Genomic DNA, 26,244 nt, shown 5'->3' on the forward strand with positions numbered 1-26,244 from the left:
TGTGAATGGGCACTGCTTTTTAATCTATTTTCATCAGATCCAGCGGTGTAATAATTCCAAGTAGTTTCTCTTCCGGTCTTCCACTTTCCGTAATGAGAAGTGCCTCAAGACGTTTTCCTTCAGCAACAGACTTTTTAAAATATTCCTCCGCTTCATAAACAGAAAGATCCATTCTTATAAATCGATACGTGTTTTTTTGTTTTTCATGGGAATAAATGTCGAGAAGCGTCGGCATTTCCCGGGAAATTATTTCATCTGTCATATTATCTGCAAGCCAATACGTAATGCCTGTCGCAGTAACAAGCCCAATGAATTTATTGCTCTGATAAATTGGTATCTGATTGAACTTTTTTTCCCGGATTAGTTTCAATCCGGAGGCAAGTGTATCAGTAGCTTGTAATATATGGACTTTTCGTAAAAACATATCACCGACTGTAACAGGTTTCGAAAGCTCTCGGTCAATGTATTCAATTAGTTCCACAATATCATCATGTGGTTCTGCAATTGCATATTCAATATCAGTCCGATTATGGACAATTGCATTGCGTAAATCACCACATTCCCGCAAATCCCGCTCAAATTTCCGAATAACCGCATTCAAATGCTTGGATTTATCAATCAATCGCTGGAAAGACATATAGCTGCTTAAGCCACTTATTTTTTCCAAAGATTTTTCAATACGGTTAAATGCGAATATGAAGCGATCTGAATTGCGTGTAGTCATCTAGAACCCCTACCTTTCAGAATAATTCGTCTTTATACGAATTATACCACAAAGGGTTATTTACACTGTTGTTTTTGCCGCATTCCGTTTCGACATAAATACTCCGAATACGATTAAGATGACGATTAGTATCACTGTCAGACCCGAACTCATCCATAAATCCGACAGTTCAGAGTTCGAATCGAACCAATAGGATGCATACATCGACAATTTCCATGGTGATACTGTCCAATAGGTACCGATAAGCGAATCTATAATTTGGTAGACAAGTGTAATTAGAATCGCTAGGCCCGCCGCCCCACCTGTCGGAAGCCATGCGCTTAGCGCTAAAACAACAGTGACAACGAAGACGAGCCATAAACTATACGTCGCAACAAAAGCAAATATTGCCCCTGCATCTACATGGTTAAAAAGGATTTCAATATAATACCAGGCAGCCATAAAGCCGAGCCAGACGCTTCCAAGTACAATCCCATTAACGACCAGCCACTTACTTAAAAAGTAATTTCGAAATGACATTGGGCGAACATATAGTAATGTGGCCGTTCCATTTTTCCGCTCTCCTGAAATCGTCCCCATGAAAGCAAGAATTATAACGAGAATACCGATCATTTGATATTGCCCCAGCAATGACTGGAAGATATCCTCTCCTTTGAACTCTGGCCATAAGAATTCAGCTTCTTCTGGCATATTACCTACACTTCTCATAATTTCAGGCAAAAAATGATTCGTTACGGGCTCCAAAATACCGAATATAATAAAGACGAGAGGAATCCATAACATTTTGAAATTCCGTGTATGTTCACGCCATTCTTTCTGCAATAACACACTAAATCCATTCATTAGACCACCGCCACTTTCATGAAGATATCTTCAAGGCTCGCCGTCTGCAGTTCCACTTTTCTCACTAAGAACTTGCCTTCGGTTAACATGGATAGGACCGATGACATTTCAGCTTCTTCCAACCGAACGTCAATCGAAACAACCAACCCTTTTGATGTCACTTGCCATGCAGTTGCTTCCATAAAGCGCTGCAACTCTTGCATCCCTTCGAATTCAATGACGATTCGCGGTTCCGCATAGCGCGCACGTACTTCATCAAGTGAACCGTGTTCGACAAGTTTCCCATGCCGTAAGAACAGCAACTGGTCTGTCATTTCTTCAGCGTCATTTAAAATATGAGTTGAATATAAAATCGTCGTTTTTCTTTGCAAGTCTTTCAACAAATCCATCACTTGACGGCGCCCAACTGGATCAAGTGCAGATACCGGCTCATCGAGTAAAAGTAGTTTTGGTTTATGGACAATTGCCTGCGCAAGCCCCAGACGCTGTTTCATTCCTCCGGAAAAAGTGCCCGTCTTTTTGTTCATCGCTTCGCCTAGGCCTACAAATTCCAAGGTCTTTTTCGCTTCTATTCTTGCTTGTTTTGTTTCCACCCCACTTAGTCGTGCAGCCATTTCAGTAAATTCAAGTGCAGATAGCCAAGGAAAGAACTTTGGATATTGTGGAAGAAATCCGATAATCGAACGGATATCCTGCTTTGCAGCACCCTGGAACTGTATTGATCCGCTTGTTGGCGAGACTAACCCTGCAAGCATAGACAGTGTCGTAGTTTTTCCAGCTCCATTTGGCCCTATCAAAGCCGTTGCTGTATGTTCTTCAAGTTCGAACGAGACAGCATCCACTACATGATTATTGATATATTTCTTCGTCAAATTATCCACTTGAAGTAAATTTGTCATACTTGCCGCCTCCCAAAGATAAAGTACAGTATTGATCCAATCAAATTGCCAAGAACAATGATGAAAATCCACATGATAAATGGACCGTTCGTCCGTCTATGGCGAATAACATCAACGAGTGCAACAATCATCAAAATGAATTGAAGTACAATCAATGGCATAAGAAGATTCCAAGGAATACTCGCGAGCTCAGACATAAACTTCACACCCTTTCTAACTATTAATGGTAAATTCAGTATACCACGACTGTTATACGTTGTATATAACAGAAATACCGAAATAGTTATGATGCTAAAGAAGCTTATCAGTGCCACTCGAAACAACTCACTTGACGGTATATAAAAAAACTACCCAGTCACTAGGTAGTTTTCAATCAAATCTTGATTTAATTTAATCTTCTTTCCACTCTTTAATACGTTTTTTCACTTCAACTTCCAAATCTTCAAGCTTCATCTCATGATTTTCTTGATCAGGCTGCATTTGAAACCAGCTCACTTCATTCTCTTTATAATGACCTTGATATTCCTTACTGTCCAACGTCAATTCGAAGTGTAATGTTTCATTTGGCGTATCTTCAAATATTTCTTTCCTCACATTAAATTTACCAATCATCTCTTCATCTCCTCCATTTCGCTCATGTAGAACTTCTTCCTCCCCGCCCTAAGCACTTTCAGGCTTATATTCCCTCAAAGAAAAGGGGGGATTTCATGCCACTGTATTTGTAGATGTTGATTGTTTTGCTACAGCTTTTCTGTTTGCTGGAGATAAAACACGTTCCAGCCATCCCATAAAGAGGTCCGCGATGACCGCCATTAATGCGGTTGGAATTGCTCCGGCCAAAATAATGGATGCTCCATCTGTCACATTCGTCCCTCGAATAATAATGGAGCCGAGTCCTCCACCACCGATAAAAGCTCCAATTGTTGCCACACCAATTGCAATAACAAGAGCGGTCCGCAAACCTGCCATGATAACTGATAACGATAGCGGAAGTTCTACCATGAAGAGCATCTGCATCTGCGTCCGTGTCATCCCCATTGCACGACCAGCTTCTAAAATAGGTTTTTCTACACTTTTTATACCTGTATACGTATTTTTTATAATAGGCAGCAAAGAGTACAAAAATAAACTCATAACAACTGTGTTCGGTCCAAGACCCATCGCAAGCATTAGAACAGCAAGCATTGCAAGGGCTGGAATAGTTTGAATAATATTCGTTACCGATAACACCCATCCACTCAATTTACCGTATCGGGCAATAAGAATACCCACTGGAATACCAACAAGCGCCGCGAACAGGACTCCGTATGCAGACATAAGGAAATGCCTGACAAACTGATCCCACACATACGTGCCATTCACTGTGTAGTATGACCAAAGTTCTTGTAACGTTTCCATTCATTCACCCCCGTAATTCAGTTGAAGTAATTGTTTTCTTCCAAAAATTCTTGCGCCACGATTGCAGGTTCTTTTTTATTAACATCCGCCTCGTAATTTAAACGTGTCATTGTTTCTCCGTCTATTTTACCTGCAAGTTTCTTCAGGATTATATCAATTTCTGGGTGCTGTTCGATTACATCTTTTCGCGTCACAGGTGAACATTCATAAGGCGGAAAAAACTTCTTGTCGTCTTCAAGCGTCTTCAAATTAAATGCTTTCAAACGTCCGTCAGTACTATAGGCCAAAACGACATCCATCTTACCACTATTCACCGCTTGGTAGACGAGCCCCAGAGACATGGGCAATGCTTCTCCGAATGTAAATCCATATGTATCAACGAATCCTTCATAGCCATCTCCTGCCCTGTTCAACCATGAGTTGTCTACACCCAGCGTTAAATCATCAGCTATCTTTTCTATATCCGAGACAGTTTCAAGTCCTTCTTTTTCAGCAAGGTCGGCTGTTACTGTGAGCGCATACGTATTTTGGAACCCGTATGAATCGTACCAAACCTGGTCAAATCGTTTATCAAACTCTTCCTGGACCAGCGTCATTGCCTCTTCTGGATCTGCTAGGGGCTCTACTTCTAAAATACTCGACATATCAGTACCCGTGTAGCGTGCAGCTGTAATATCTACTTGCCCGCTCGTCAACGCCTGGTGCTGGATGATTGAAGTTCCTAAATTTTCCACCATTTCAACATTCAAATCTGTTTCTTTTTCAATCATAAGTCGAATCATATGACCCAGTGTCGATGTTTCCGTACTTGTAAGTGTTGCAATTCGAATTGTGTCATTACCTCCTCCGAGGCCTGGAAGTGAACAACCCCCAATCAGCAGGCTGGTGGCCAATAATGGAAGTACTATTCTTTTCATACTTTTTCTGAACACTCTTTTTCCCTCCTTAAGAAACCACTTTTCTGCTTTCTTTAAGTCCTTTTGGCGTAGCGAAGGATTCAAAACGACCGAGCAGGAAATCGACTAGTAGCGCAAGCAACGTAACTGGTATCGCCCCACCAATAATCAAGTCTGTCCTAAATAGATTCAGACCATCAAAGATAAAGTCCCCAAGCCCACCTCCACCAATGAATGATGCAAGTGTTGCCCATCCAATAAGGTAGACTGCAGACAGCCTTACACCAGCCATAATAACAGGAATTGCCAGAGGAAGTTCAACGTTCATCGTACGTTCAAACGCCGTCATTCCCATTCCCCTACCTGCCTCCACGAGATCCTGATTGACCTCTTTCACACCGATAAACGTATTTCTAAGGATTGGCAACATCGAATAAAGGAATAAAGCAACAATTGCGGGTGTTTTCCCGATTCCCAGAAGTGGTATGAAGAACGCAAGAATCGCAAGACTAGGGAATGTCTGGATAACTCCAACTACTCCCAATACAAAACCAGCAATCTTCGGCACTTTTGTAAGCATTATTCCAATTGGTACTGCAACAAGGATTCCAAGAAAAAGTGCAATAAATGATATATACAGATGTTCCCAAGTCTTCGTTGCCAACTGGCTTCCATACTCAGAGAAAAAATCAATAAATCCGTTCATTCAAAAACCTCCTTTACACCTGACCAAGTGTCTGCTCTTCGCTTTCTCCCCAAATGGAATCATAAACGATATCCACAAGGTTCGTTCTTGTAATCAAGCCGACCAAACGCCGATCTTCATCGACAACAGCTACGTATTTTAATCCACGTATAAGAATATTTCGCGTTGCTTCACGAAGAAGCGTATCTTCCTGAACGACGGTCAATTCCGTAGACATGACTTCCTTGACCTGCGTTTCCATATTGCGGCCCCTGTCTATCATCTCGACATTGAGCAGACCTTTCAGTACATTGTTTTCATCAACGACAAGTAGCGAATCCACACGGCGCTCACGCATAAGCTGAACTGCTTGAGACAGTGTCCCTTCCGTTTTGAAGGAGACGGGGTTCGGGTTCATAATTTGTCCCACCGTCTGTATACGTTGTTGAGCTTGCAAAAGACGGTCTTTACCGATGAAATCCTCTACGAATTCATTGGCCGGATCTCTTAAAATTTCGTCTGGAGTTCCCATTTGAACAATTTTTCCGTCTTTCATAATTACAATGCGATCTGCGAGCTTAATTGCTTCATCCATATCGTGCGTGACAAAAATAATTGTTTTACCAAGTGTCCTTTGAAGATGTTTGAATTCCGCCTGTAACGAATCGCGGGTAATCGGATCTAGCGCACCAAAAGGCTCGTCCATCAGGATAAGGGGAGGATCAGCAGCTAATGCACGAAGTACACCGATACGCTGTTGCTGACCTCCACTTAGTTCATGGGGGTAGCGATCAAGGAATTCTTTAGGCATATTGACAAGTTCGATTAACTCATCAGCCTTATTGTTTCGCTCATCAACCGACTTCTTCATAAGCCGCGGGACAAGTGCAATATTTTCTCGAATGGTCATGTGGGGGAAGAGACCAATTTGTTGAATGACATAGCCAATTGAACGTCGCAATTGCACGATGTTCTTTTCCATAATATTTTCTCCATTGATCAATATTTTACCCTCTGTGGGTTTAACTAATCGATTGATCATCTTCATAGTTGTCGTCTTTCCACAACCACTCGGACCGATAAAGACGATAAATTCACCTGCATTGATATGTAAATCTAAGTTATCTACAGCTTTTTTACCTCCAGCATAAATCTTTGACACATTTTTAAATTCAAGCACACATTTCGCCCCCTATGATTAAACTGTTCAACCATCTTTATACTTTTTCTGAGCAGATACCTATTTCTATGGGCTACCCTTTTTCATCACTTTTCAAACATGATTATGACGGTTTGTTAATATCTCTCAATTATCACCGATATAACATTTAAAGAGGAGGTTGTGCCATGCTTGGAATATGGCAGGCGACAGGAATGAATGTCATCCGCAATATGACTATGCAAAACAATCAAGTAATGCGGTCGATGGAGCGATTGTCTTCAGGTATGCGCATAAACAGAGCTGCAGATGATCCAGCAGGCCTTGCAATTTCAGAGAAAATGCGTGCGCAAATCCGAGGTCTATCGATGGCGGGACGCAACATCCAAGACGGTATTTCCCTATTCCAAACAGCTGAAGGTGCTTTAAATGAAACACACGCTATACTGCAACGGATGCGTGAACTAAGCGTACAGGCTGCCAATGGAACAGTGACAGATTCCGATCGTGAAGCCCTCTCTCTAGAATTTGTAGAACTAAAAAAGGAAATCACTCGTATTTCAAAAGATACAGAGTTCAATACATTGCCACTGTTAGACGGTTCACGCTCTTCCTTGAAGATTCAAGCTGGGGCGAATGCCGGCCAATCAATTGAATTTTTCATTGGTGATATGAGTGCAGAGACAATCGGTTTGTCTGACGCATCGATTTCAACCCAATCCAAGGCCAATGATGCAATTGGATTACTCGACAATGCAATTAAAAACGTATCCTCAGAACGCTCTAGAATAGGTGCCTATACAAACCGGCTTGAACATGCTTACAACAATACACTCGTCATGGAAGAAAACTTAATCGCAGCCGAATCCCGCATAAGAGATGTCGACATCGCAAAGGAAATGATGGCACTCACGAAAGCAAACATTCTACTTCAGGCCGGTCAATACGTACTCGCTATGCACATGCAACAAGCCCAGTCCGTACTACAGCTATTAAAACAATAAAAAGGCAATCGTGTTGTCTTATCGACATGCACAATTGCCTTTTTATGTGTATAAACCATCAAATCCAAGTATAGGAACCCGATCTTCCTCAATTACAATATCTTCAAGAAGTATTTCTATTATGTATTGAAATTCCCCATAAGGACGCACTTCGATCCGTTCTTTGACAAATGGATTGTTTGTTACCAATGCAACTTTCCCAGTCTTTTCATCATATCCTTCTACTGCAAAACGGTAGCCTTCAATCATCCCATATGGAATGACTTCATACGCATCCTCTAATTCCTCGACGGAAATAGTCTTAATATAAACTTGGTTAGATCCATTCTTCACGAACCCGTTCCTCAAGTCTAAAGGATCCGCCGATTGCAAATAGTATTGTCGTTGATAAGAAGCCAGTTCAAACTCCCTTTTATCCCATAAAGCAAATCGACCTTTTCTAATCATCCCATCTCCTCCCACTATTTTGTATCTACCTATATTATATGTAATATATCGAAGGTTGGGTACATAAGTTTAGTCACCTTTTTATACAATAAATTAGACCTTTTGAACCTATTCTGAACAAATACCATTGAGTATTATTTTTTTCTCCCATGTTTAATGTTTTTTCATGCAGGGTATCTATTACCTAACAAGAATAAAAAGGAGGCTTTACAATGACAAACGGTAGTTTCTCAGACAAAGTCAAAGGGACAGTAAACAAAGTGAAAGGTGAAACAAAGGATCAGATAGGCAATGCCACAAATGATCCTTCACTACAAGCTGAAGGTAAGTTTGATAAGTTAAAAGGCGAAGCGCAAAAGAAAATCGGAGAACTAAAAGATAAAGTTTCCGATAATAACAATCGATAATCTTTAAAAAGTAAGTCATCTATCAAACAGTGATAGCTATAAGTCCATACCTGTTAAGAAATAGGAATAAGTGTATCAATATGCATCATTCTTTTGATTATATGACTGTATGTCCCCCCTTTTTTAGACGGAGGGGGCTTTTTAATTTGTTGAGGTAGTGTGAAATTATTAAGGCGTGAATGTAAATTTTGCGAAACTAATAGGGTAACCGTAATAACAACTATTTAAGTTGAAATAAATATCCCCTTGTAAGGCGCCTCAACTTAGTTTATTTAGGTATTCATTTGTTCAACATATATATAAATAGTACGGCTGTTTGCAATGGGTAAACAGCCGTCTTCTGCCACTCATAAGTTTCTTGTATTGAGGCGTGGGACCGTACCGTCATTATCGATCATTTGTTGGTTTCCACCCTGACCATCCAATGGTTCTCCGCTCAGGCCACGTTCTGTACTACTATCCATCTCATCCAGTGCCTTACTTTTAACGAATAGAGCAACGCCACCATTTTTAACTTCATTGTAATAGTCCCTTGATTGCTGTTCTGAAAACCCCATGCGTGAAAAAGCATTCAGAATGGGTTCTTCACCGCCCAAAAACAGTTTAAAACGATCTAACCAATTATCATCTGCTGTACCGAGGAGTTCGGCATCGGTCTGTCCCCGAAGCATTGAAATATTATCTTCTTCATCGGTAACAACATACATATCACTTTCATCATAGCCTTGCGCTTTCAATTCTGTAATTTTATATAAAACTGTATCAATGGAATGAAATGTACCGATATACTTCTTGTTTTCCATTTTACAAAATTCCTCCTTTTCGATGATATTGCCTTTGTTTCTTATTGTACCCGTCCAAACCATTAAGAAACGCACTGCTCCATCAAATCGGATGTTTAGTTTCTGTAAAAGAGTGAATAACATAAGGACAAGAGAATATTCCACGGCAAACTCGAAGATGAAAGGAGTCTGTTTTTGATGACTAATAAAAAAGTATTTACTGAACGGGACCGAAAGGATGCTGAAGGACCATACATGGATAATCCCGAAAACCTCCGAACTGATAAGGAAAGCATTTACGATATGCATGAAGATATGAAAACTGTCGACTCCATTCCTCTGGAAGATTTAAAATTGGAAGAACGGGAAGAGAAACATCATCACGATTCCAAAAGTAATTCATCCAGCGAAGAGAAATTCCGCGGCTCTGGACTTAAAAAACAGTAAAAAACTGTACCCCATTCATATAATGTGATTGGGGTACAGTTTTGGTTTATGGACAATCGCCTACGTAATAATAGCTGTTTCATTCCCCCGGAAAAAGTATCCCTCTTTTCGTTCATCGCTTCTCCTAGACCGACAAATTCCTATGTCTTTTTTGCTTGCCTTATGACATCTGCTTAGCCACGCAACCATTTCTGTAAATTCAAATGCAGATAGCCGAGGAATACTTGAGAGTTCAACCGTTAATTTCACAATCTTTCTATTTGCTAATGATAAATATAGTATAGCAATTTCACACGTGTGTTGATTAACCAGAAAAGTACTGCTTTTTTTTGTGATGAAACACTAAGCACTCTATGTACAGGTGCTTTTGAATTACTTTGGATTGAAAGTTCAACGCAAAAAAACGGCAACAAAAATCGTTACCGTCGATGTACTTCAAAATTATTAGTGTCCTAGATAAGCCTTTTTTATCGTATCATCTTGCAGCAGCTCTTTCGCGTTACCACTCGCGACCACTTTACCTGTCTCAAGCACATAGCCATAGTCCGCAACTTTTAAAGCCTGACGTGCATTTTGTTCAACCAGTAAAACAGTCGTTCCTGCTTCATTAATCTCTTTAATAATTTTAAAGATATCTGCAACGATTAACGGGGCCAGTCCCATCGATGGTTCATCAAGTAAAAGTAACTTTGGCTTAGACATAATTACTCGCGCGATTGCCAGCATTTGCTGTTGCCCGCCTGAAAGTGTACCTCCTAGCTGAAATTGTCTTTCCCTTAGTATTGGGAATCGATTCATCGCCTTTTCAAGATCAGCATTTACTTCAGTGTCATTTCGATGATACACTCCCATTTCCAAGTTTTCTAAAACAGTCATAGAGGCCAAAATACCTCTTCCTTCTGGAACTAAAGCTAATCCTTTTCTTAAAAGCTGATCAGGTCGTTGTCCAGTTACATCCTTACCCAAATAATGAATACTACCTTCTTTCGGTTTCAATAAACCTGCAATCGTATTCATCATCGTTGTTTTCCCCGCACCGTTTGCACCGAGGATGGTTACTATCGTCCCCTCCTCAACCGTTACATCAATGCTTTTCAATGCCTGAATCTTATCGTAAAAAGTACTGACATTCTGTAGTTTAAGCAAGCTCATCTTCCTCCTCAACCCCGAGGTAGGCTTCAATTACTTCTTTATTGTTTTGAATACTGCTCGGTGTACCTTCTGCAATTTTCTTTCCAAAGTTCAATACCACAATACGGCTACAAATCCGCATAACAAGTGGCATATCATGTTCAATTAATAAAATAGTTATATTTAGCGCTTGAATTTTCTTGATCAAATCAAACAAATCATTTGTCTCTTTTTCATTCATTCCAGCAGCTGGCTCGTCAAGTAGCAATAATTTAGGTCGACTTGCCAAAGCTCTTGCAATTTCTAATCTACGTTGTTGACCGTAAGCAAGGTTTTTCGCAATCGTTTGACTGTATTCTGACAATCCAACAATTTCTAGAATCTCATCCGAGCTTTTCAGAACATTTTCCTCTTCTTGCTTTTGATATTTCGTCCGAAACACACTTTGCAAAACACCAGTAGTGAGACGACAGTGATTTCCTACCATTACATTTTCGCGAACAGTTAACTCTGAAAAGAGTCTGATGTTTTGAAATGTACGACAAATGCCCTGTTTCGTAATTTCATGCGGTTTCAAACCTGCAAGCGACTGTCCTGTAAATTCTATCTCACCAGAACTAGGAGGAAACATGGCGGTAATCATATTAAACATTGTTGTTTTCCCAGCACCATTTGGCCCTATCAAGCCAAGCACTTCTCCTTGTTCTATTGAAAAAGAAACATCTGTCAATGCTTGAATCCCACCAAAGTTTTTACTTATCTTTTTTATTTCCAGTACCATGTTTTCCCTCCTTCTTCTTTAATCTTGGACGTTTAATCCAATTGACGACATTCATATCAATGAGCCCCTGTGGCCGGAACGCCATCATCAATACAAGGAGTGCACCGTAAATCATGAAACGATACTCGCTGATAACACGCAAAAACTCTGGCATTGTTGAAAGGAAAATAGCACCGAATATCGGTCCCCAAATAACTTCACTTCCTCCAAATATAGCAAAGATCAGAATTTCAACAGCACGATGATAATCGAAATCTGATGGACTAATATAAGCCGTTAAATGTGCATATAATGCACCTGCAAATCCAGCAAGTAGCGCTCCTTGACCGAATGCTAGAATCTTATAGTATGTAATGTTAATACCCATTGCTTCCGATGCCTCTTCATCCATTTTAATAGAAGCAAATGCACGCCCAATTCTAGAATTACTTTGTCTAATAAAGAACCAAATAACGCCAATGCTAATCATCAGTAATACAAGAAAAACTGCTAAACTTATAAATTGGTTATTTTTTAATCCAATCATTTCCGGACTAAAACCTAAACTGTTACTAAAACTCAAAATCTCTCGCCCAAGATGAGGGATACTACGAATCCCAATAGCACCGTTTGTTAAACCTTCCCAATTGATAAACAGTACTCGAATGACCTCCCCAAACCCAAGCGTCGCAATCGCAAGATATACGCCTTGTAACCTTAGGGCAGGAAAACCAATTAACACGCCGATAAAACCTGTAAACACAGCTGCAATAATAATACCGAGTATTAGAGGTACATTATAATTAAGCGTTAAAATAGCCGACGTGTATGCACCTATACTCATGAATCCTGCATGCCCCAGTGACAATTGCCCTGTTCCAAGTGTTATGTAAATACTAACACCAAGGATAATATTCAATAAAATAAAAGTTGCAACTTGCAAATAATATGGGTTTATTAATTCGCTTAACATATAATCACCCCCTTGATTTCGATGTTGCCGTACCGAAAAGTCCTTGTGGTCTCACAATTAAAATAATGATAATAGCTAAAAACGCTATCGCATCACGATAGCCTGAATTTCCATAAGCTACTAAAAACGTTTCAGAAAGCCCTAATATTAACCCGCCCGCCATCGCACCACGAACGTTTCCTAAACCACCAAGAATGATAATAGCTAAACCTTTTAATCCGAATGATAAACCCATTTGTGGATTAACTGAGTTGAATGCAATTCCAACTAGAATTCCGGCAATTCCACCCATTGCAGATGCAATAATAACTGTTTGTGTAATCATCCTTTTCGTATTAACACCTAGTAGGCTTGCAACAGCTAAATTTTCCGCACTTGCACGTAATGCCTTGCCCGCCTTTGTTTTCGATAGCCAAAATGTGAGTCCAAACATTAATAGAATCGCAATAATGAAGATAAGAATTTGGACATAATAGACGGTTGTTGAACCAATCGTAATGTTCAACTCTGAAAAACTTGTCCGAAATGGATGATTTCCAGCTCCAAAAAAGTGATGAGCAGCATTTTCAAGAAAAATAGATACCCCAATCGTACTGATAAGCGGAGCAAGATGCGACACGCCCTCTTTACCTCTCAGTGGTCTTAATGCAAAACGCTCAAGGAAATAACCTAATATACCTGTAACAATAATTGCGACCAAAAAGGCCACATATAATGGTAAACCTAAACTATTCGTTACAATAACGCCCATAAATGCACCAAACATAAAAATTTCCCCATGCCCCATATTGACAATGTTAAGGACACCAAACACCAACGTATAACCGAGGGCAACAACAACATAAATACTACCCAATGTAAGACCATTTATTAATTGTTCAATTAGCAATGTGCACCCTCCTTATCCATTCTCAGCTTTTTTAAATAGTTAAAATAGAAATGCAATCAGGCTGCAAACATCTCAACCTGATTGCCGATCATTTATTCGAACACTACATACTCATTACCTTCAATAATTAATACAGTTGGTTCCATGACAATATCTCCGTCTTCATCAAATGACATTGTGCCTAATACACCTTTAAAGTCCTTGAGTGTTGCTAACGCATCGCGAATTTCATCGCGGTCAGCTACACCTGCATTTTTAACCGCTTCAGCCATTAGATACAATCCATCATAAGCTTGTGCAGCAAACTGATCTGGTTCAACTCCATATGCTTCTGTATAGTTTTTAACGAAGTTCTTTACTTTTTCGTCATCCTTTTGAGCAAACCAAGGTGTCGCAACGATTAAACCATTGGATGCATCTCCAGCAATTTTGATAACTTCCGGTGAGTTGAATCCATTCCCACCCACAAATGGAACATCAAGCCCCATTTTTCTAGCTTGGTCTAAAATTACCGCACCTTCATTATACAAAGCAGATGCAAGAATCAAATCTGGGTTCAAGTTCTTTATTTTCGTCAATTGTGCTTTATAATCGGATTGACCTAACTGGAATGTTTCTGTCGTAACGACCTCCAGATTTAAGTCTTCTGCTACTTTTTTCATTACATCGTAACCCGCTTTTGTAAATACATCGTCATTTCCATATAAAATCGCTACTTTTTTAACATCATATTTTTCAATTGCTTTTTGTACTGACGCTGGAATCGCTAGTGTCTCAGGGATTGAGTTTCTAAATACATAATCCCCAAGTTGAGGAATCCCCTCAGCCGTATTTGAAGTCCCCATGATTGGAACACCATTTAAATCTGCTTCAGGTCCAACTACAAACATTTCTGTACTAAGCGTAGGCCCAATAATTGCATCAACATTATCTGAGTTCATCAATTTCTGTGCAGCTGATAATGCTTCTTCTTGTTTACCAGCTGAGTCTTCAATCTTTAATTCCAGGTCAACTTCCCCTGCTTCTTTAAGTTCTTTATTGGCCAGTTTCAAGCCATTCGTAATTGCTTCTCCATAACCAGCTCCTGGTCCAGTTAAATAAGAAATGACACCTATTTTAGCCTTTACCGGGCCATCTGCTCCTGTTTCTTTGTCGCCCGCATCCTTCGTATCGGTTCCACAAGCTGTCAGCACAACTAGCGTGAACATCATCAAGACTGAAAATAGCAGTTTTGTTCTCTTATTCATTTAATCCCATCCCCTTTAATAGTTAAAAATAGTGATAATTCTAAATATACACTACTATTTAGTTAATTGGAATATCAAATAAAAAATCCTCCCTATAAAAAAGGGAGGATTCCATTATTCATCTATTTCTTCAAGCCGAGGCATTGCCGACAATGCGCCCGATTTTGTTGCACAGAGTGCACCGAGTTTATTGCCAAAGGAAGTATAGTCAATCCACTCATCGCGGGTTTTTGGTTTCCCTTTCAATTGGATTTGGCGAAGAATTCCTGCAATGAATGCATCGCCTGCTCCCGTCGTATCGACAGCTATGATGGGTTCAACGCCTACATGTGTTATGCTGCCGTCAATGACAGCAAACGTACCGAGCTCACCCGCGGTGACGAGTATTACAGGAATCCGATAAGGTGCTAACTTGAGGATTCCATCTTTCAACGTATCTGTCTCCGTTAGGAAAAAAAGCTCCTCTTCGGTCAGTTTCAGCAGATTGGTGTTCTCAACAAATGACATGATTGTCTCACGGCAAAGCGCTTCACTCTCCCACCTTAGTGGACGGATATTTGCGTCTAATGACAAAGGCACTCCAAACTTATTAGCAAGACGTACCGCTTCCCGCGTCGTTTGTAGGGCTGTTAAATGAAACATTGTGCCCGAACAAATATGCAATACGGAAGCATCTTGAAATGCCTCTATAGACAAATCAGTAGTTTCTACTTGGATATCAGGCGTCTCATCGATATATGTATGAAAAATACGGTCGTTGTCATCCGTCAAATGGACATACACGCCACTCACCCGTTTGTCATTCTCCAGTTTAGCAAACGTCAAGTCGACGCCTTCTTTCCTCAATTCATTCCGAACAAACTGGGAAGTTTCGTCATCTCCTGTCACGGTGATGAATGCGGACGAAGCGCCAAGCCTAGAAATACCCGCTGCCACATTGACCGTTGCTCCGCCAAGAAACGTCGTGAATGTTGAATTGGACTGGTCTTCCGCTATATAATCGACGAATGCATCGCCATAAATAAGAACATGTTTTTTATTCGCATCAATCATGAATGTACACCCTATCACTTTATTTTTCCCAATCGTATCATGGAACACGATTTACAGGAAGAGTACGGAAATATATCGCTTTAAAAGTTGAAATAAAGAATTTCTTCCACTCTACTTCGGCACTTTCGGAACATGCCTGTCAATTAACCAAAAGTAACTAGTGAATAACATGATCACCTACTGGGCGCTAAGTATATAATTTACTTTGGATTGAATGACTTCTATACGATTACCGAGATGTCTGGATATGTAGGGATGCGACAGGCAACTATTCGCAATAGGATTACTGAAAAGAGTGTCGTGATAATTTCGCCGAAAGCGAACCGGAAATGATCCAGTGAAAACGGATTTTTCCAAGCCCTACTCACCAGTATTTTATACAAACAAATAGTTATTCAACAGACGTGACTTTATAATCGAATCATTACACCCCAAAATTTAAATTCTTGTTAGTCGTCTGACCTCTGACCTGTAATTCTTTCCCTAATCGTGGTATACTGTTTGGATGGAACGGGAGGATTTTCTTATGAAACAATGGATTTATCCACTACTTATCGTCTTTGCAGCAAGCTGTTATGGTATTCTTTCAACAATTATTAAACTCGCGATTCAAGATGGTTACACTGCTGCTGAAGCAGTAACGAGCCAATACTTTGTCGGTTTTTTCATAGCTCTACTTATCTTCGTCTTTGTACGACGTAAAGTCCCAAAGTTTGGCGGTGGTGTGACACTCCTTCTTGCAGGGTTATTTACTGCAACGACTGGTACGGTATACGGCCAAGCCATTGAATACATGCCTGCTTCTCTTGCGGTTGTTATGCTATTCCAATTCACTTGGGTAGGAATGCTGTTCGACTGTATCGCGAAACGACGCCTTCCAAAACGGATTGAAGTCATTTCACTTCTTTTCCTTTTCGGCGGTACAATTCTTGCAGCCGGTATTATCGATGCAGATCTTAGCGGAATTCCTTGGCAAGGTTGGGCATGGGGAATGGCTTCAGCTGTCAGCTTTGCATCATTCGTTATGATTAATTCACGACAAGTTGAAGGAATGGATACGGAAACGCGTCTACTGTTCACATCGTTTTTCGCAGCAATTGCAATCTTCTTTTTCCAATCGCCCGAAATCGTCTGGAACGGTACGTTGTTTAACGAAAATTTATGGGTATACGGTTTGATCCTAGGACTGTTCGGGATTGTCATTCCGATTTACCTCTTCTCAATTGCAGTGCCGAAAGTTGGGACTGCGATGACATCGATTTTAAGCGCAGCAGAACTTCCCGTTGCTGTCACCGCGTCCGTTATTTTATTGAGCGAAGCGCTGACAATTTTTCAAGTAATTGGTATTATTATTATCGTAATTGGTATGACGTTACCGACCATTGCGCAGAGAAGATTGAAATACAACTGATAGTTTCAACAGCCCACTGCACTTGCAGGTGGGTTGTTTTCTTTACAACAGGTAGTATTTGATATAATAGAGGATGTAGAAGGAGGTTTTTAATAATGGACATAACAATTCGACAAGCACAACCGACTGATGCCGAACAGGCTGCACCGCTTATTATCGACGCAATCGGTGATATCGCTAAAAGAATGACAGGCGAAACAGAATGGGACAAGGTAGAGCAGGAACTATGCGTACTTTTCAAGCGTGAGGATAACCGACACTCCCATCTCTATACATATATTGCCGAGCTGGATGGAAAAGTAGCAGGTATTATGGTGTTGTATGCAGGCGCAGATGCCCCTGAACTCGATCGAAATTTAAGTGAGTGGCTTGCTAAAAAAGGTGCTACTAACTCTGAAGTCGAAGCGGAATCGTTAGCTGACGAACTTTACATCGATACAGTTTGTATTGATCCTGCATTTCGCGGTAAAGGAATCGGTACGGAGTTGTTTGAGTACGCAGAAGAAGTCGCGAAACAAAAATACAGTACAAAGCTTTCTTTAAACGTCGAAACACAAAAAGAACCAGCTATCCGTCTATACAAACGGCTTGGTTATGAAATCGTCTCACCCTGGACAATCATTGGTGAACCTTTTCATCATATGGTGAAAATTGTATAACTAAGAAAAGCGCCGGAGTCTAGACATCACTCCAGGTGAAAAACTTATATTTTCTTTTACAAGTGTTGATTAACCAAAAACAACCAGTAAATAACTAAATCCAACACTAGGCACTTCTTGTACAATTACTTTGGATCGCTTTGGATTGAACGACCCCTATACGATTAACGAGATGTCTTGATGTGTAGGAATACGACTTCGTCGCATCCCTACACATTTTTTCGGTAATCGTATGGTGCTTATTCATCCGTCGCGCTCCAAATGCATATATACACAAAGTGCTAAAACTTTTCGGGACGAAAGAATAGCGGGGCTTCTTATCTGAATAGTAGCCGCCAAAAATACAATTTTGGCGGCTGAAGCCTTCTCCTTAGTCTTGTCTTTTTTAGTTAAGGAAGAGTCACTTTCTTATAATAGTCCATCGCATGATAAGGTGCATACTCTTTACTAATAGTAAGCAAGGAACACCTTGTACAAAGTACTAGAGTGCCCGAAATTGTATCTTCGGGCACTTACAACCTTTCTAAAGAGTCATCTACTCTTTTTTTCAAAAGTAGCTGTATTTTTCACTTAAACGTTGTAGGAACGCGACAGGCAACTAATCGTAACAGAATTACTGAAAAGAGTGTGGCTAGGAATGACGAAGTCATTTCTAGCCACACTCTCCCCTCGGTAAAGTTGTCATGACTATTTCGCTGAAAGCGGACCGGAAATGATCAAGTGAAAATGGCGTTTTTCAAGCCTTTCTTACCTGCTCTTTATGCAAGAAAGTGGTTAATCAACAGACGTGACTTTCTTTCACTATACAAACCGCCCTTTCGTTTTCTATCCATTAGAAATCGAAAAGGCGGTTTTTCTTTATTTACTTTCTTGCTCTTTTACGAAAGTAACAAACTTATCAACGACTAAATCCAAAAACTTGAGAGTGCCTTCGTCTGTCAGATAACCATCTTGGAACTTTTGTCCGGCTGAGCCAATGAATATTTCATTTCCCGCAGGAGGCAGTGTAGTTGCTTGGATACTCCCTAATACTTGTCGCAAATGCAATTGTGCTCTAACCGTCCCTAACACTCCTTGAGAAACTCCCATCGGCAATACCGGTTTACCTGCTATCGGCTTGTCCACTCTGGATAGCCATTCCAATGCATTTTTCAAAACGCCCGACATGGACCAGTTGAATTCAGGTGTGCTAATGAGTACAGCATCCGCATCAGCAACCATTTTCTTGTAGTTTTGTACTTTCTCAGAAGGTGACTTTTCCTCATCCTCATTGTAGAACGGCAAATTTCCGATATCCGCAATTTCTATTTCGAAAAGGTGACTGTATCTCTTTTCAACCGTTTTTACTAACTGCATGTTGAATGAATCTTTTCGTAAACTCCCGACAATCGCTACAATTTTCATCAAGTTCTCTCCTCTTTTTTACATATTCCATTCTTTAACATGTATTCTACACGATACCCACGATTCACATCTATCATTCGACTCAACTTTGCAAATTAAATTTCTTCCCTGAAAACTTTTTAGTGTTTCTAAGGGTAAGTATAGTAAGAGCAACAAAATACCGTTGTTTTGGAAGGAGTGAAACCCGAGTGGAGATAGAAAAATTGATACGAAACATACAGACCGGTGACAAAGACTCGTTTCGCGAATTTTACGAAGCATATGCAGACTACGCAATTCGAACGGCTTCTGCTATTACGCGCAACCGTGAAATGGCCAAAGATGCGGTACAAGAAACGTTCATCCGCGTCTATCGGCAAATCGGTAGCTACAACCCTGAATTGCCCTTTGACCCGTGGTTTTACCGGATTTTAATGAATGAATGTCTTCGTTACCTAAAGAAAGAGTCCCCTCTTTCAAAATTTGAACATCCCGACTTGGAAAATGACCCATCTCTTGCCGAAGAATCTTTCAATCAGCTATCCGATTTATACGATACGATTCAATCGCTTGATGACATACACCGAATTCCAATCATATTAAAGTATGTGAAGGGCTTTACCGAAAAAGAAATTGCGGACATTCTAGGGTTAAATCACAATACAGTAAAGTCACGGTTGTTTAAAGGTAGAAAACGACTAAAAGAACAGTTAGACCCGACGAATAAGGAGGAGGGATCACAATGAGTAACTTCGACGAACGAGCAAAAGAGGCTCTCGATAAACGGACTGAACAAGAAACGCTTGGTCTAAAAGATGAAATATGGAACGGTCTAGAAAAAGAACTATTCAGCGAAGAGAACGTTAACAGAGGAGATGTGAAGAAAATGAAAAAGAAAAATCGTGTAATTCCAATTATCATTACAACTGCCGCCGCCCTTGTCATCGCATTCAGTTTACAAACGGATACAGGAATGGCATTCATGAAAGGTATTAAAGACATGTTCGTCCCAGAAAAGGAAATTACTCAAAGCATTGAAGGACAGGACGAAAAAACCGACGTTAATTTAAATGAAGGTGGAAACTCCGAGTACATCATCTATGTCGATGAAACACGCTATAAAATGATCAACGGCGATAAAGCAGACGTCATTACAACAATTGAACCCCTTCCAGAAAAGTACCCGGAAGTGACAATGGAAATTAAACAAGTAGCTGATCAGAAACCCGAAGATCTCGTTAAAAAGTTTGAAGCCGAGTTAAAGAAAGACTTCCCGGAGCTAAGAGCAGTCGAAACAGTGACAGAACCAGTTGAAGGTTATTTATTACACGGATTGAACGGTAGCGATTGGGATGCTAAAGTTGTTCATGCCTATGTCATCAGCAACGGCAAAGACGGTAGCTACATCATTACAGAAAACTATTTCCTCGAAGCTGCGGAAGGCCACGGAGCAAGGTTCCACCATATGTTGGAGAGCTTTGAGATCGTAGAATAATAACTTTTTTTTGAGCGGGCCGTCAAGAGACGGTCTTTTTTTTTTGAACGCTTGCATATATTTCACCATACCGTTTTGGTGGTTGGCCCCCTCTGAATTCCTAAATAGATATTGCATCGATATATTTTTCATGCTAAGCTAACTATCAAATCGTAATGATTACGATTTGATGAGGGGATCTGCAAAACAAAAACTAAAGGGAGACTATGCTTTGAAAAACAAAAAAAGTTATTCTATATTCCTACTCATACTTACTGTAATTTTACTCTCGGCTTGCTTCGATAAAAAGGACGGAAATGTCCTGACCTCCAAAGCTAAGTCTACTAATGACCTTGTCTTTGCAAGTACAAAAGATATTCGAGACATTAACCCGCATCTCTATGCAGGTGAAATGCCTGCCCAAAACATTGTATTTGAATCTCTGGTAATTAATACGGATGAAGGGATAAAACCTGCCTTAGCTGAAAACTGGGATATTTCGGAGGATGGTTTAACATATACTTTCTATCTAAGGCAAGGAGTTGTCTTTACAGATGGTGAGCCCTTTAATGCGGAAGTTGTAAAGATGAATGTAGATGCTGTAGTAGAAAATATTGAAAAAAATGCATGGCTGAATCTTGTGGCTGAAATCCAAGAAACAAAAGCTGTGGATAGGTATACATTCCAGTTAACACTGAAGAATCCCTATTATCCTACACTAGAAGAACTCGGCCTGACTCGCCCCTTTCGGTTTATTTCACCCAAAAGTTTTATCGCCGGAACAACAGCTAATGGAGTTAGTAGCTATGCAGGTACAGGTCCTTATGTGTTGACAGAGCATAAAAAAAATCAATATGCCGTATTTACGGAGAATGACAACTACTGGGGCGATAAGCCGAAAATCAAATCCATTAAATGGAAAGTGATGCCCGATCACCAAACCATACTTCTAGCCTTGGAAAAAGGTGAAATCGACCTACTATTTGGTTCCGATGGAGATATGGTAGATAACGATTCTTTCAAGGCGCTTTCTGAGCAAGACAAATACAGCACCGCTGTTAGCCGTCCAGTCGGTTCTCGAGCAATTGTCTTAAATTCACAAAAACCGATTACAAAAGATCCAATAGTTCGCGAAGCATTCCAATCTGCGATTAACAAACAAATAATTGCAGAGGGAATTCTAAATGGGGCTGAGCAAGTAGCTGATACCCTTCTTGCACCATCTGTCCCCTATGCAGATGTGAACTTAATAAAACAAGAATATAGTGAAGACAGAGCAAATGAATTGCTAGCAAAAGCCGGCTGGAAAATAGGTAAAGATGGGTATCGATATAAAGATGGAAATAAACTTGAGATTACAATTTACTATAACTCCGATAACGCTCAGGAACGTACAATCAGTGAATCAATGCAGAATGATTTAAAACAAGTTGGTGCCAGTCTTAAAATCATTGGAGAAGAGAAACAAGCCTATTTTGACCGACAAAAAACAGGAGATTTCGATTTAATGTATTCTCTATCATGGGGACTGCCTTATGATCCGCAAACTTATGTATCGTCTTGGCGAGTGCCTTCTCATGCCGATTATCAAGCACAAGTAGGGCTTGAGAAAAAGGAATGGCTGGATCAAGTCATCACTGATCTTATGAGTGAACAAAGCGAAGATAATCGTAAGCAAATGTATAAGGATATCTTAACGTATATTCACTCCGAGAATATTTATATACCATTAACCTATTCTGTAACAAAGGCCGTTCATACTAAGGCGCTAAAAGGAGTTGATTTTAATGTCTCACAGTACGAAATTCCTTTTGAAAAAATGTACTTCGAAGAATAAAATCAAACGATCCTTTGATAGATAAATGTATTGAAATAAAGTATCCCATTTAAGGCGCTACAGCGCTCTGGGATGCCTCCCGCCCTAAGCCAAGCACTTTCGCTCAGTTTATATAGATATAGAATTCTCACCGATTATGCTTTTATAGACAGAGAATTGGCCGGGGATTTTACTTGATAAAATATCTTGTTAGGAGAAATATCCTTGAAAATATATCTATTAAAACGTGTGCTAGTTATCATTCCAATTATCCTTGGCATTTCGTTTTTAGCATTTGTACTGATCAACTTACGAACTAGCGATCCGGCAGAAATTGCAATGCGAGTAAACCAAGTTACACCGACAGAAGACATGATAGAGGCAATGAGAATTGAACTGGGTCTTGATAAACCCTATTTAGTCCGGTATTTTTCATGGCTCGGAAATAACCTTCAAGGGGACTTTGGTAACAGTTATGTAACGCATGAGCCTGTTGCTGATCAACTGGCAACTGCACTGCCGGCAACTCTCCAGCTCGCGTTCATTGCGTTAGTTATTATTCTTTCCTTCAGTATTATAATCGGCATGCTGTGCGCCATTTACGAAGGAAGCATCGGTGATAAAGTGATGCGCGCATTGATTTTCATCTCCACAGCCATGCCAAGTTTTTGGATAGGAATTCTTCTTATCTGGCTCTTTTCTGTCAAGCTGAATTGGTTCGACACTAGCGGTATGGAAAGGCCAAGTTCTGTTATTCTCCCTGCTGTCACGCTGTCTTTAGGATTTATTTCAACTTATGTCCGCCTTATTCGAAACAATATGATTAAAAACAAAAGTGAAAACTTTGTACTTTATGCTAGGGTTCGTGGCTTAAAGGAAAGCACAATCACCAGAAAAGTCTTTAAAAACTCTCTTCAAATTTCCATGACCGCCATAGGAATGTCGATTCCTAAGCTGATTGCTGGAACGGTTATTGTCGAAAATGTTTTTGCTTGGCCAGGTATTGGACGATTATGCGTTACTGCAATCTTTAATTCGGATTTCCCAATTATCCAAGCTTACATATTAATTATGGGCGTGCTGTTCGTTATATGTAATCTTCTAGTTGATATTCTTAATACAATGCTTGATCCACGCATGAGAAAGGAATTATAGTATGAATGTTTGGAGACGTTTAAAGACTGATAAATTGGCCATTCTTTGCTTATCATTGTTACTTTTGGTTATTACTGCCGGTATTTTCGCTCCCATTCTTGCACCTCATAATCCGTTAGAAATGAATATCCTTCAGAAATATGCAGGAGTCAGCCAAACCTACCCATTAGGAACAGACCAATTAGGACGATGCATTTTATCCAGACTTTTATTTGGAATTCGTACAACCGTCTTTTTCGCTTTGGTTACAATGTGCATTACGATTACGATTGGAACATTGCTTGGAATTATTTCAGGGTTCTTCCGTGGGAAAGTAGACGAAATTATTATGAGATTTTGTGATATTATGCTGTCTTTTCCATCAGAAGTCATGATTTTAGCGATTGTAGGGGTCCTTGGACCAGGCTTGTTAAATGTGGTAATTGCCAACATCCTTGCCAAGTGGGCTTGGTATACACGTATGATCCGATCCGTGGTTATTCAATATATAGACAAAGATTATATACGCTTCGCTAAGGTATCCGGTTGTAGCACAGGACATATTATGAGAAAACATTTACTTCCTGGTGTATCAGGCGAAGTAGCGGTATTTGCAACCCTTGATACGGGATGGGTTGTTTTAAATATCTCTGCACTCTCCTTCCTAGGTTTAGGAGTACAGGCTCCGACACCAGAATGGGGCATGATGTTAAATGAAGCGAGAAACGTAATGATTACCCATCCAGCACATATGCTTGCTCCAGGACTTGCAATTGTAATTGTCGTTGCTGCGTTCAACTTCCTTGGCGACAGCTTACATTCAGCCATAAATCCTAAACACTTTCAGATGAAAAAGAAAAGGAGTCGCTTGAATGTCTTTACTAGAAGTAAAAAAGCTATCCGTTATTGACACGAGAAGTGGGCAGCAGATTGTACAAGATTTAAATTTCACTCTTAAAGAGAACAGCTGCCTCGGAATTGTAGGTGAAAGCGGAAGTGGAAAATCAATAACCGCAAGAGCAATCCTCGGTTTAACTTCCCCATGGTTGGATGTTACGGGTGAAGCCATTTTTAATGGAATGAACTTAATCGGACAATCAAACGGGGTGATGAGAAAAATCCGGGGACAACAAGTCTGTATGATTCTTCAAGATGCAATGACAGCTTTTAATCCACTCAATACTATCGGCAGACAAATGAGTGAGACATTTCGCGAAAACTTAGGGGTTAAAAAGAAGCTCGCTATAGACATGGCAAAAGTTGCGTTGCATCGTGTACATATCCATCATCCCGAGCAAGTTTTGAAGATGTATCCACATCAACTGTCGGGAGGGATGCTACAGAGAGTAATGATTTCTATTGTGATTATGATGGAGCCGGATATCATAATAGCCGATGAGCCCACAACAGCAATCGACTCCATAAATCAACGTGATATTGTAGAGCAATTCAAGTTGCTACGCGAACTCACAGGCACTTCGATTATCTTCATTTCCCACGATTTAGGGGTTGTTCAATATTTGTCAGATGAATTGCTGGTCATGCAAAATGGAAAATGTCTAGAATACGGAAAGACTAACGAAGTCTTTTCCTCCCCGAAGCATGGTTTCACGAAGTATTTAATCAATACCCGATTGAGCCTAACAGAGCCGTTTCAACAATCTATGACGTCGGGAGTATTATCATGTTTGTAAACGTTGAGAACGTATCAAAAAGCTATAATAAAGATGGTGGTTTTTTTATAAAGTCTAAAACCGAGGTTTTGAGCGATATTAGCCTTCAGATTAAAAAAGGCGAATGTCTAGGGTTAATTGGTGAAAGTGGAAGCGGTAAGAGCACGCTGAGCAAAATCATTCTTGGTCTAGAGAAACCAGGTCGGGGCAGAGTAATGATTGAGGGAGAACCTTTTTCTATATGGATTAAGAAGAATAAAGGGAAAATGAGTGTAGTATTTCAAGATTACACCTCGTCTGTAAATCCACAATTCACAACCCGAAGTATAATTGCAGAACCACTAATTGCTCTAGGAGTTAATAAAAATCTAGATGAACGGATCGCTGAGCTCCTATCTAGAGTCGGGCTCCCACTTACAATGATCCATAAATATCCGCATGAGTTGAGCGGAGGACAACTTCAGCGTGTTTGTATTGCACGTGCCATTGCAACTAAGCCTAAATTTATTGTTCTTGATGAGGCCATCAGTTCCCTGGATGTTTCGAGTCAGGCGGAAATTCTTCAACTACTACGCGATATCAAGGATGACATGAATATGACTTACCTGTTTATAACTCATGATCTTCAGGTCGTCGCTAATATTTGCAATAGAATTCTTTTTCTATATCAAGGAGAAATTGTTGAGGAATTAGAAAGCTCCAATCTACTACTTGCAAAAAATGATTATGCGAAGAGGTTGCTAAATTCAGTAATGCTCTTTAATGTTCCGTGATTGCTTCGCTTAAAAAGCCTAGGGTAATAGAATAACGACAGCGTAAAGAGGATGGGTGATACACCATCCTCTTTTTTATGTTCATTGCAAAGAAATAGCGTGTTTCGATGCATAATCGCAGGGTTCAAAGGGTATAGTTTAACTATATAGCCTTTTCTAAGAGGGTCATTCTATAGG

Annotated in this window: 30 protein-coding genes; 12 read left to right on the forward strand and 18 right to left on the reverse strand. The window is 40.1% G+C overall.

Annotated elements, in window-relative coordinates; translation table 11 throughout:
- Nucleotides 1-19: 19 nt before the first annotated feature.
- The 9 genes from H7992_RS23230 to H7992_RS23270 all read right to left on the reverse strand — a co-directional run bounded on the left by H7992_RS23230 (nt 20) and on the right by H7992_RS23270 (nt 6,625).
- On the reverse strand, nt 20-724 hold the full coding sequence (locus H7992_RS23230) for a CBS domain-containing protein (RefSeq protein WP_187046176.1): 705 nt from the start codon (nt 722-724) through the stop codon (nt 20-22).
- 60 nt (nt 725-784) lie between these two features.
- The gene (locus H7992_RS23235; RefSeq protein ID WP_067213634.1) at nt 785-1,567 is read right to left on the reverse strand and encodes an ABC transporter permease; all 783 of its coding nucleotides are present in this window, start codon (nt 1,565-1,567) and stop codon (nt 785-787) included.
- Nucleotides 1,567-2,466: an ABC transporter ATP-binding protein gene (locus tag H7992_RS23240; RefSeq protein WP_187046177.1), complete on the reverse strand. Its 900-nt coding sequence runs from the start codon at nt 2,464-2,466 to the stop codon at nt 1,567-1,569. Before H7992_RS23240 ends, H7992_RS23235 begins: the two co-directional genes overlap by 1 nt.
- A complete protein-coding gene (locus tag H7992_RS23245) occupies nt 2,463-2,663 on the reverse strand; it encodes a PLDc N-terminal domain-containing protein (protein ID WP_067213636.1) in 201 nt (66 codons plus the stop codon). The genes H7992_RS23240 and H7992_RS23245 overlap by 4 nt, the downstream gene beginning before the upstream one ends.
- A 193-nt stretch (nt 2,664-2,856) precedes the next feature.
- Nucleotides 2,857-3,078 carry a hypothetical protein gene (locus H7992_RS23250; protein ID WP_067213637.1) on the reverse strand — a complete coding sequence of 74 codons (222 nt, stop codon included), beginning with the start codon at nt 3,076-3,078 and terminating at the stop codon, nt 2,857-2,859.
- 93 nt (nt 3,079-3,171) lie between these two features.
- Nucleotides 3,172-3,864 carry an ABC transporter permease gene (locus H7992_RS23255; protein WP_187046178.1) on the reverse strand — a complete coding sequence of 231 codons (693 nt, stop codon included), beginning with the start codon at nt 3,862-3,864 and terminating at the stop codon, nt 3,172-3,174.
- Nucleotides 3,865-3,881: 17 nt separating this feature from the next.
- Nucleotides 3,882-4,781: an osmoprotectant ABC transporter substrate-binding protein gene (locus tag H7992_RS23260; RefSeq protein ID WP_187048026.1), complete on the reverse strand. Its 900-nt coding sequence runs from the start codon at nt 4,779-4,781 to the stop codon at nt 3,882-3,884.
- Nucleotides 4,782-4,809: 28 nt separating this feature from the next.
- Entirely contained in the window at nt 4,810-5,466 is a 657-nt protein-coding gene (locus H7992_RS23265; protein WP_067213639.1) for an ABC transporter permease, read from the reverse strand.
- Nucleotides 5,467-5,479: 13 nt separating this feature from the next.
- Nucleotides 5,480-6,625 carry a betaine/proline/choline family ABC transporter ATP-binding protein gene (locus H7992_RS23270; protein ID WP_067213640.1) on the reverse strand — a complete coding sequence of 382 codons (1,146 nt, stop codon included), beginning with the start codon at nt 6,623-6,625 and terminating at the stop codon, nt 5,480-5,482.
- 167 nt (nt 6,626-6,792) lie between these two features.
- Here H7992_RS23270 and H7992_RS23275 point away from each other — a divergent pair, with 167 nt between their 5' ends.
- Nucleotides 6,793-7,608, forward strand: coding sequence for a flagellin N-terminal helical domain-containing protein (locus tag H7992_RS23275; protein WP_067213641.1), 816 nt, complete (start codon nt 6,793-6,795; stop codon nt 7,606-7,608).
- A 42-nt stretch (nt 7,609-7,650) separates the two neighbouring features.
- On the opposite strand, the gene H7992_RS23280 is transcribed toward H7992_RS23275, so the two are convergent.
- Nucleotides 7,651-8,055, reverse strand: a complete 405-nt coding sequence (locus H7992_RS23280) for a hypothetical protein (protein ID WP_187046179.1) — start codon at nt 8,053-8,055, stop codon at nt 7,651-7,653.
- A gap of 212 nt (nt 8,056-8,267) precedes the next feature.
- Between H7992_RS23280 and H7992_RS23285 the strand changes: the two genes are divergently transcribed.
- Nucleotides 8,268-8,462 (forward strand): CsbD family protein, encoded by a 195-nt coding sequence (locus H7992_RS23285; RefSeq protein WP_067213643.1) that lies wholly within the window; start codon nt 8,268-8,270, stop codon nt 8,460-8,462.
- A gap of 347 nt (nt 8,463-8,809) precedes the next feature.
- Here the strand turns inward: H7992_RS23285 and H7992_RS23290 are convergent, their stop codons facing one another.
- A complete protein-coding gene (locus tag H7992_RS23290; RefSeq protein WP_187046180.1) occupies nt 8,810-9,265 on the reverse strand; it encodes a YflT domain-containing protein in 456 nt (151 codons plus the stop codon).
- Between the two features lie 177 nt (nt 9,266-9,442).
- Between H7992_RS23290 and H7992_RS23295 the strand changes: the two genes are divergently transcribed.
- Nucleotides 9,443-9,691, forward strand: a complete 249-nt coding sequence (locus H7992_RS23295) for a hypothetical protein (RefSeq protein WP_067213645.1) — start codon at nt 9,443-9,445, stop codon at nt 9,689-9,691.
- A gap of 444 nt (nt 9,692-10,135) precedes the next feature.
- On the opposite strand, the gene H7992_RS23300 is transcribed toward H7992_RS23295, so the two are convergent.
- The 6 genes from H7992_RS23300 to H7992_RS23325 all read right to left on the reverse strand — a co-directional run bounded on the left by H7992_RS23300 (nt 10,136) and on the right by H7992_RS23325 (nt 15,744).
- Nucleotides 10,136-10,837 carry an ABC transporter ATP-binding protein gene (locus H7992_RS23300; RefSeq protein ID WP_187046181.1) on the reverse strand — a complete coding sequence of 234 codons (702 nt, stop codon included), beginning with the start codon at nt 10,835-10,837 and terminating at the stop codon, nt 10,136-10,138.
- Entirely contained in the window at nt 10,830-11,603 is a 774-nt protein-coding gene (locus H7992_RS23305; RefSeq protein WP_067213647.1) for an ABC transporter ATP-binding protein, read from the reverse strand. Before H7992_RS23305 ends, H7992_RS23300 begins: the two co-directional genes overlap by 8 nt.
- Nucleotides 11,575-12,555, reverse strand: coding sequence for a branched-chain amino acid ABC transporter permease (locus H7992_RS23310; RefSeq protein ID WP_187046182.1), 981 nt, complete (start codon nt 12,553-12,555; stop codon nt 11,575-11,577). The genes H7992_RS23305 and H7992_RS23310 overlap by 29 nt, the downstream gene beginning before the upstream one ends.
- Nucleotides 12,556-12,559: 4 nt before the next feature.
- Nucleotides 12,560-13,444, reverse strand: a complete 885-nt coding sequence (locus H7992_RS23315; RefSeq protein ID WP_067213649.1) for a branched-chain amino acid ABC transporter permease — start codon at nt 13,442-13,444, stop codon at nt 12,560-12,562.
- 92 nt (nt 13,445-13,536) lie between these two features.
- A complete protein-coding gene (locus H7992_RS23320; protein WP_187046183.1) occupies nt 13,537-14,691 on the reverse strand; it encodes an ABC transporter substrate-binding protein in 1,155 nt (384 codons plus the stop codon).
- A 114-nt stretch (nt 14,692-14,805) separates the two neighbouring features.
- Nucleotides 14,806-15,744: a carbohydrate kinase family protein gene (locus H7992_RS23325; RefSeq protein ID WP_187046184.1), complete on the reverse strand. Its 939-nt coding sequence runs from the start codon at nt 15,742-15,744 to the stop codon at nt 14,806-14,808.
- A gap of 526 nt (nt 15,745-16,270) precedes the next feature.
- Between H7992_RS23325 and H7992_RS23330 the strand changes: the two genes are divergently transcribed.
- Nucleotides 16,271-17,155 (forward strand): EamA family transporter, encoded by an 885-nt coding sequence (locus H7992_RS23330; protein WP_067213652.1) that lies wholly within the window; start codon nt 16,271-16,273, stop codon nt 17,153-17,155.
- 95 nt (nt 17,156-17,250) lie between these two features.
- Nucleotides 17,251-17,814, forward strand: coding sequence for a GNAT family N-acetyltransferase (locus H7992_RS23335; protein ID WP_187046185.1), 564 nt, complete (start codon nt 17,251-17,253; stop codon nt 17,812-17,814).
- Nucleotides 17,815-18,672: 858 nt separating this feature from the next.
- On the opposite strand, the gene H7992_RS23340 is transcribed toward H7992_RS23335, so the two are convergent.
- Nucleotides 18,673-19,218 (reverse strand): NADPH-dependent FMN reductase, encoded by a 546-nt coding sequence (locus H7992_RS23340; protein WP_067213654.1) that lies wholly within the window; start codon nt 19,216-19,218, stop codon nt 18,673-18,675.
- Between the two features lie 188 nt (nt 19,219-19,406).
- Between H7992_RS23340 and H7992_RS23345 the strand changes: the two genes are divergently transcribed.
- From H7992_RS23345 to H7992_RS23375, 7 genes are all read left to right on the forward strand, one after another.
- Nucleotides 19,407-19,943 carry an RNA polymerase sigma factor gene (locus H7992_RS23345; RefSeq protein ID WP_231885741.1) on the forward strand — a complete coding sequence of 179 codons (537 nt, stop codon included), beginning with the start codon at nt 19,407-19,409 and terminating at the stop codon, nt 19,941-19,943.
- On the forward strand, nt 19,940-20,692 hold the full coding sequence (locus H7992_RS23350; RefSeq protein ID WP_067213655.1) for a hypothetical protein: 753 nt from the start codon (nt 19,940-19,942) through the stop codon (nt 20,690-20,692). The genes H7992_RS23345 and H7992_RS23350 overlap by 4 nt, the downstream gene beginning before the upstream one ends.
- Before the next feature lie 211 nt (nt 20,693-20,903).
- Nucleotides 20,904-22,508, forward strand: coding sequence for a nickel ABC transporter substrate-binding protein (gene nikA, locus H7992_RS23355; RefSeq protein WP_255428530.1), 1,605 nt, complete (start codon nt 20,904-20,906; stop codon nt 22,506-22,508).
- Nucleotides 22,509-22,712: 204 nt separating this feature from the next.
- Nucleotides 22,713-23,642, forward strand: a complete 930-nt coding sequence (gene opp1B / locus H7992_RS23360) for a nickel/cobalt ABC transporter permease (protein ID WP_067213656.1) — start codon at nt 22,713-22,715, stop codon at nt 23,640-23,642.
- Between the two features lies 1 nt (nt 23,643).
- Nucleotides 23,644-24,531, forward strand: coding sequence for a nickel/cobalt ABC transporter permease (gene opp1C, locus H7992_RS23365; RefSeq protein ID WP_067213657.1), 888 nt, complete (start codon nt 23,644-23,646; stop codon nt 24,529-24,531).
- The gene (locus H7992_RS23370; RefSeq protein WP_187046187.1) at nt 24,494-25,315 is read left to right on the forward strand and encodes an ABC transporter ATP-binding protein; all 822 of its coding nucleotides are present in this window, start codon (nt 24,494-24,496) and stop codon (nt 25,313-25,315) included. The genes opp1C and H7992_RS23370 overlap by 38 nt, the downstream gene beginning before the upstream one ends.
- Complete coding sequence (locus H7992_RS23375) at nt 25,306-26,067, forward strand: ABC transporter ATP-binding protein (protein ID WP_187046188.1); 762 nt, start codon at nt 25,306-25,308, stop codon at nt 26,065-26,067. The genes H7992_RS23370 and H7992_RS23375 overlap by 10 nt, the downstream gene beginning before the upstream one ends.
- The last annotated feature ends 177 nt before the right edge of the window (nt 26,068-26,244 follow it).

Origin of the sequence: Sporosarcina sp. resist, assembly GCF_014302295.1 — a bacterium.
GTDB classification, from domain to species: Bacteria; Bacillota; Bacilli; order Bacillales_A; family Planococcaceae; genus Sporosarcina; species Sporosarcina psychrophila.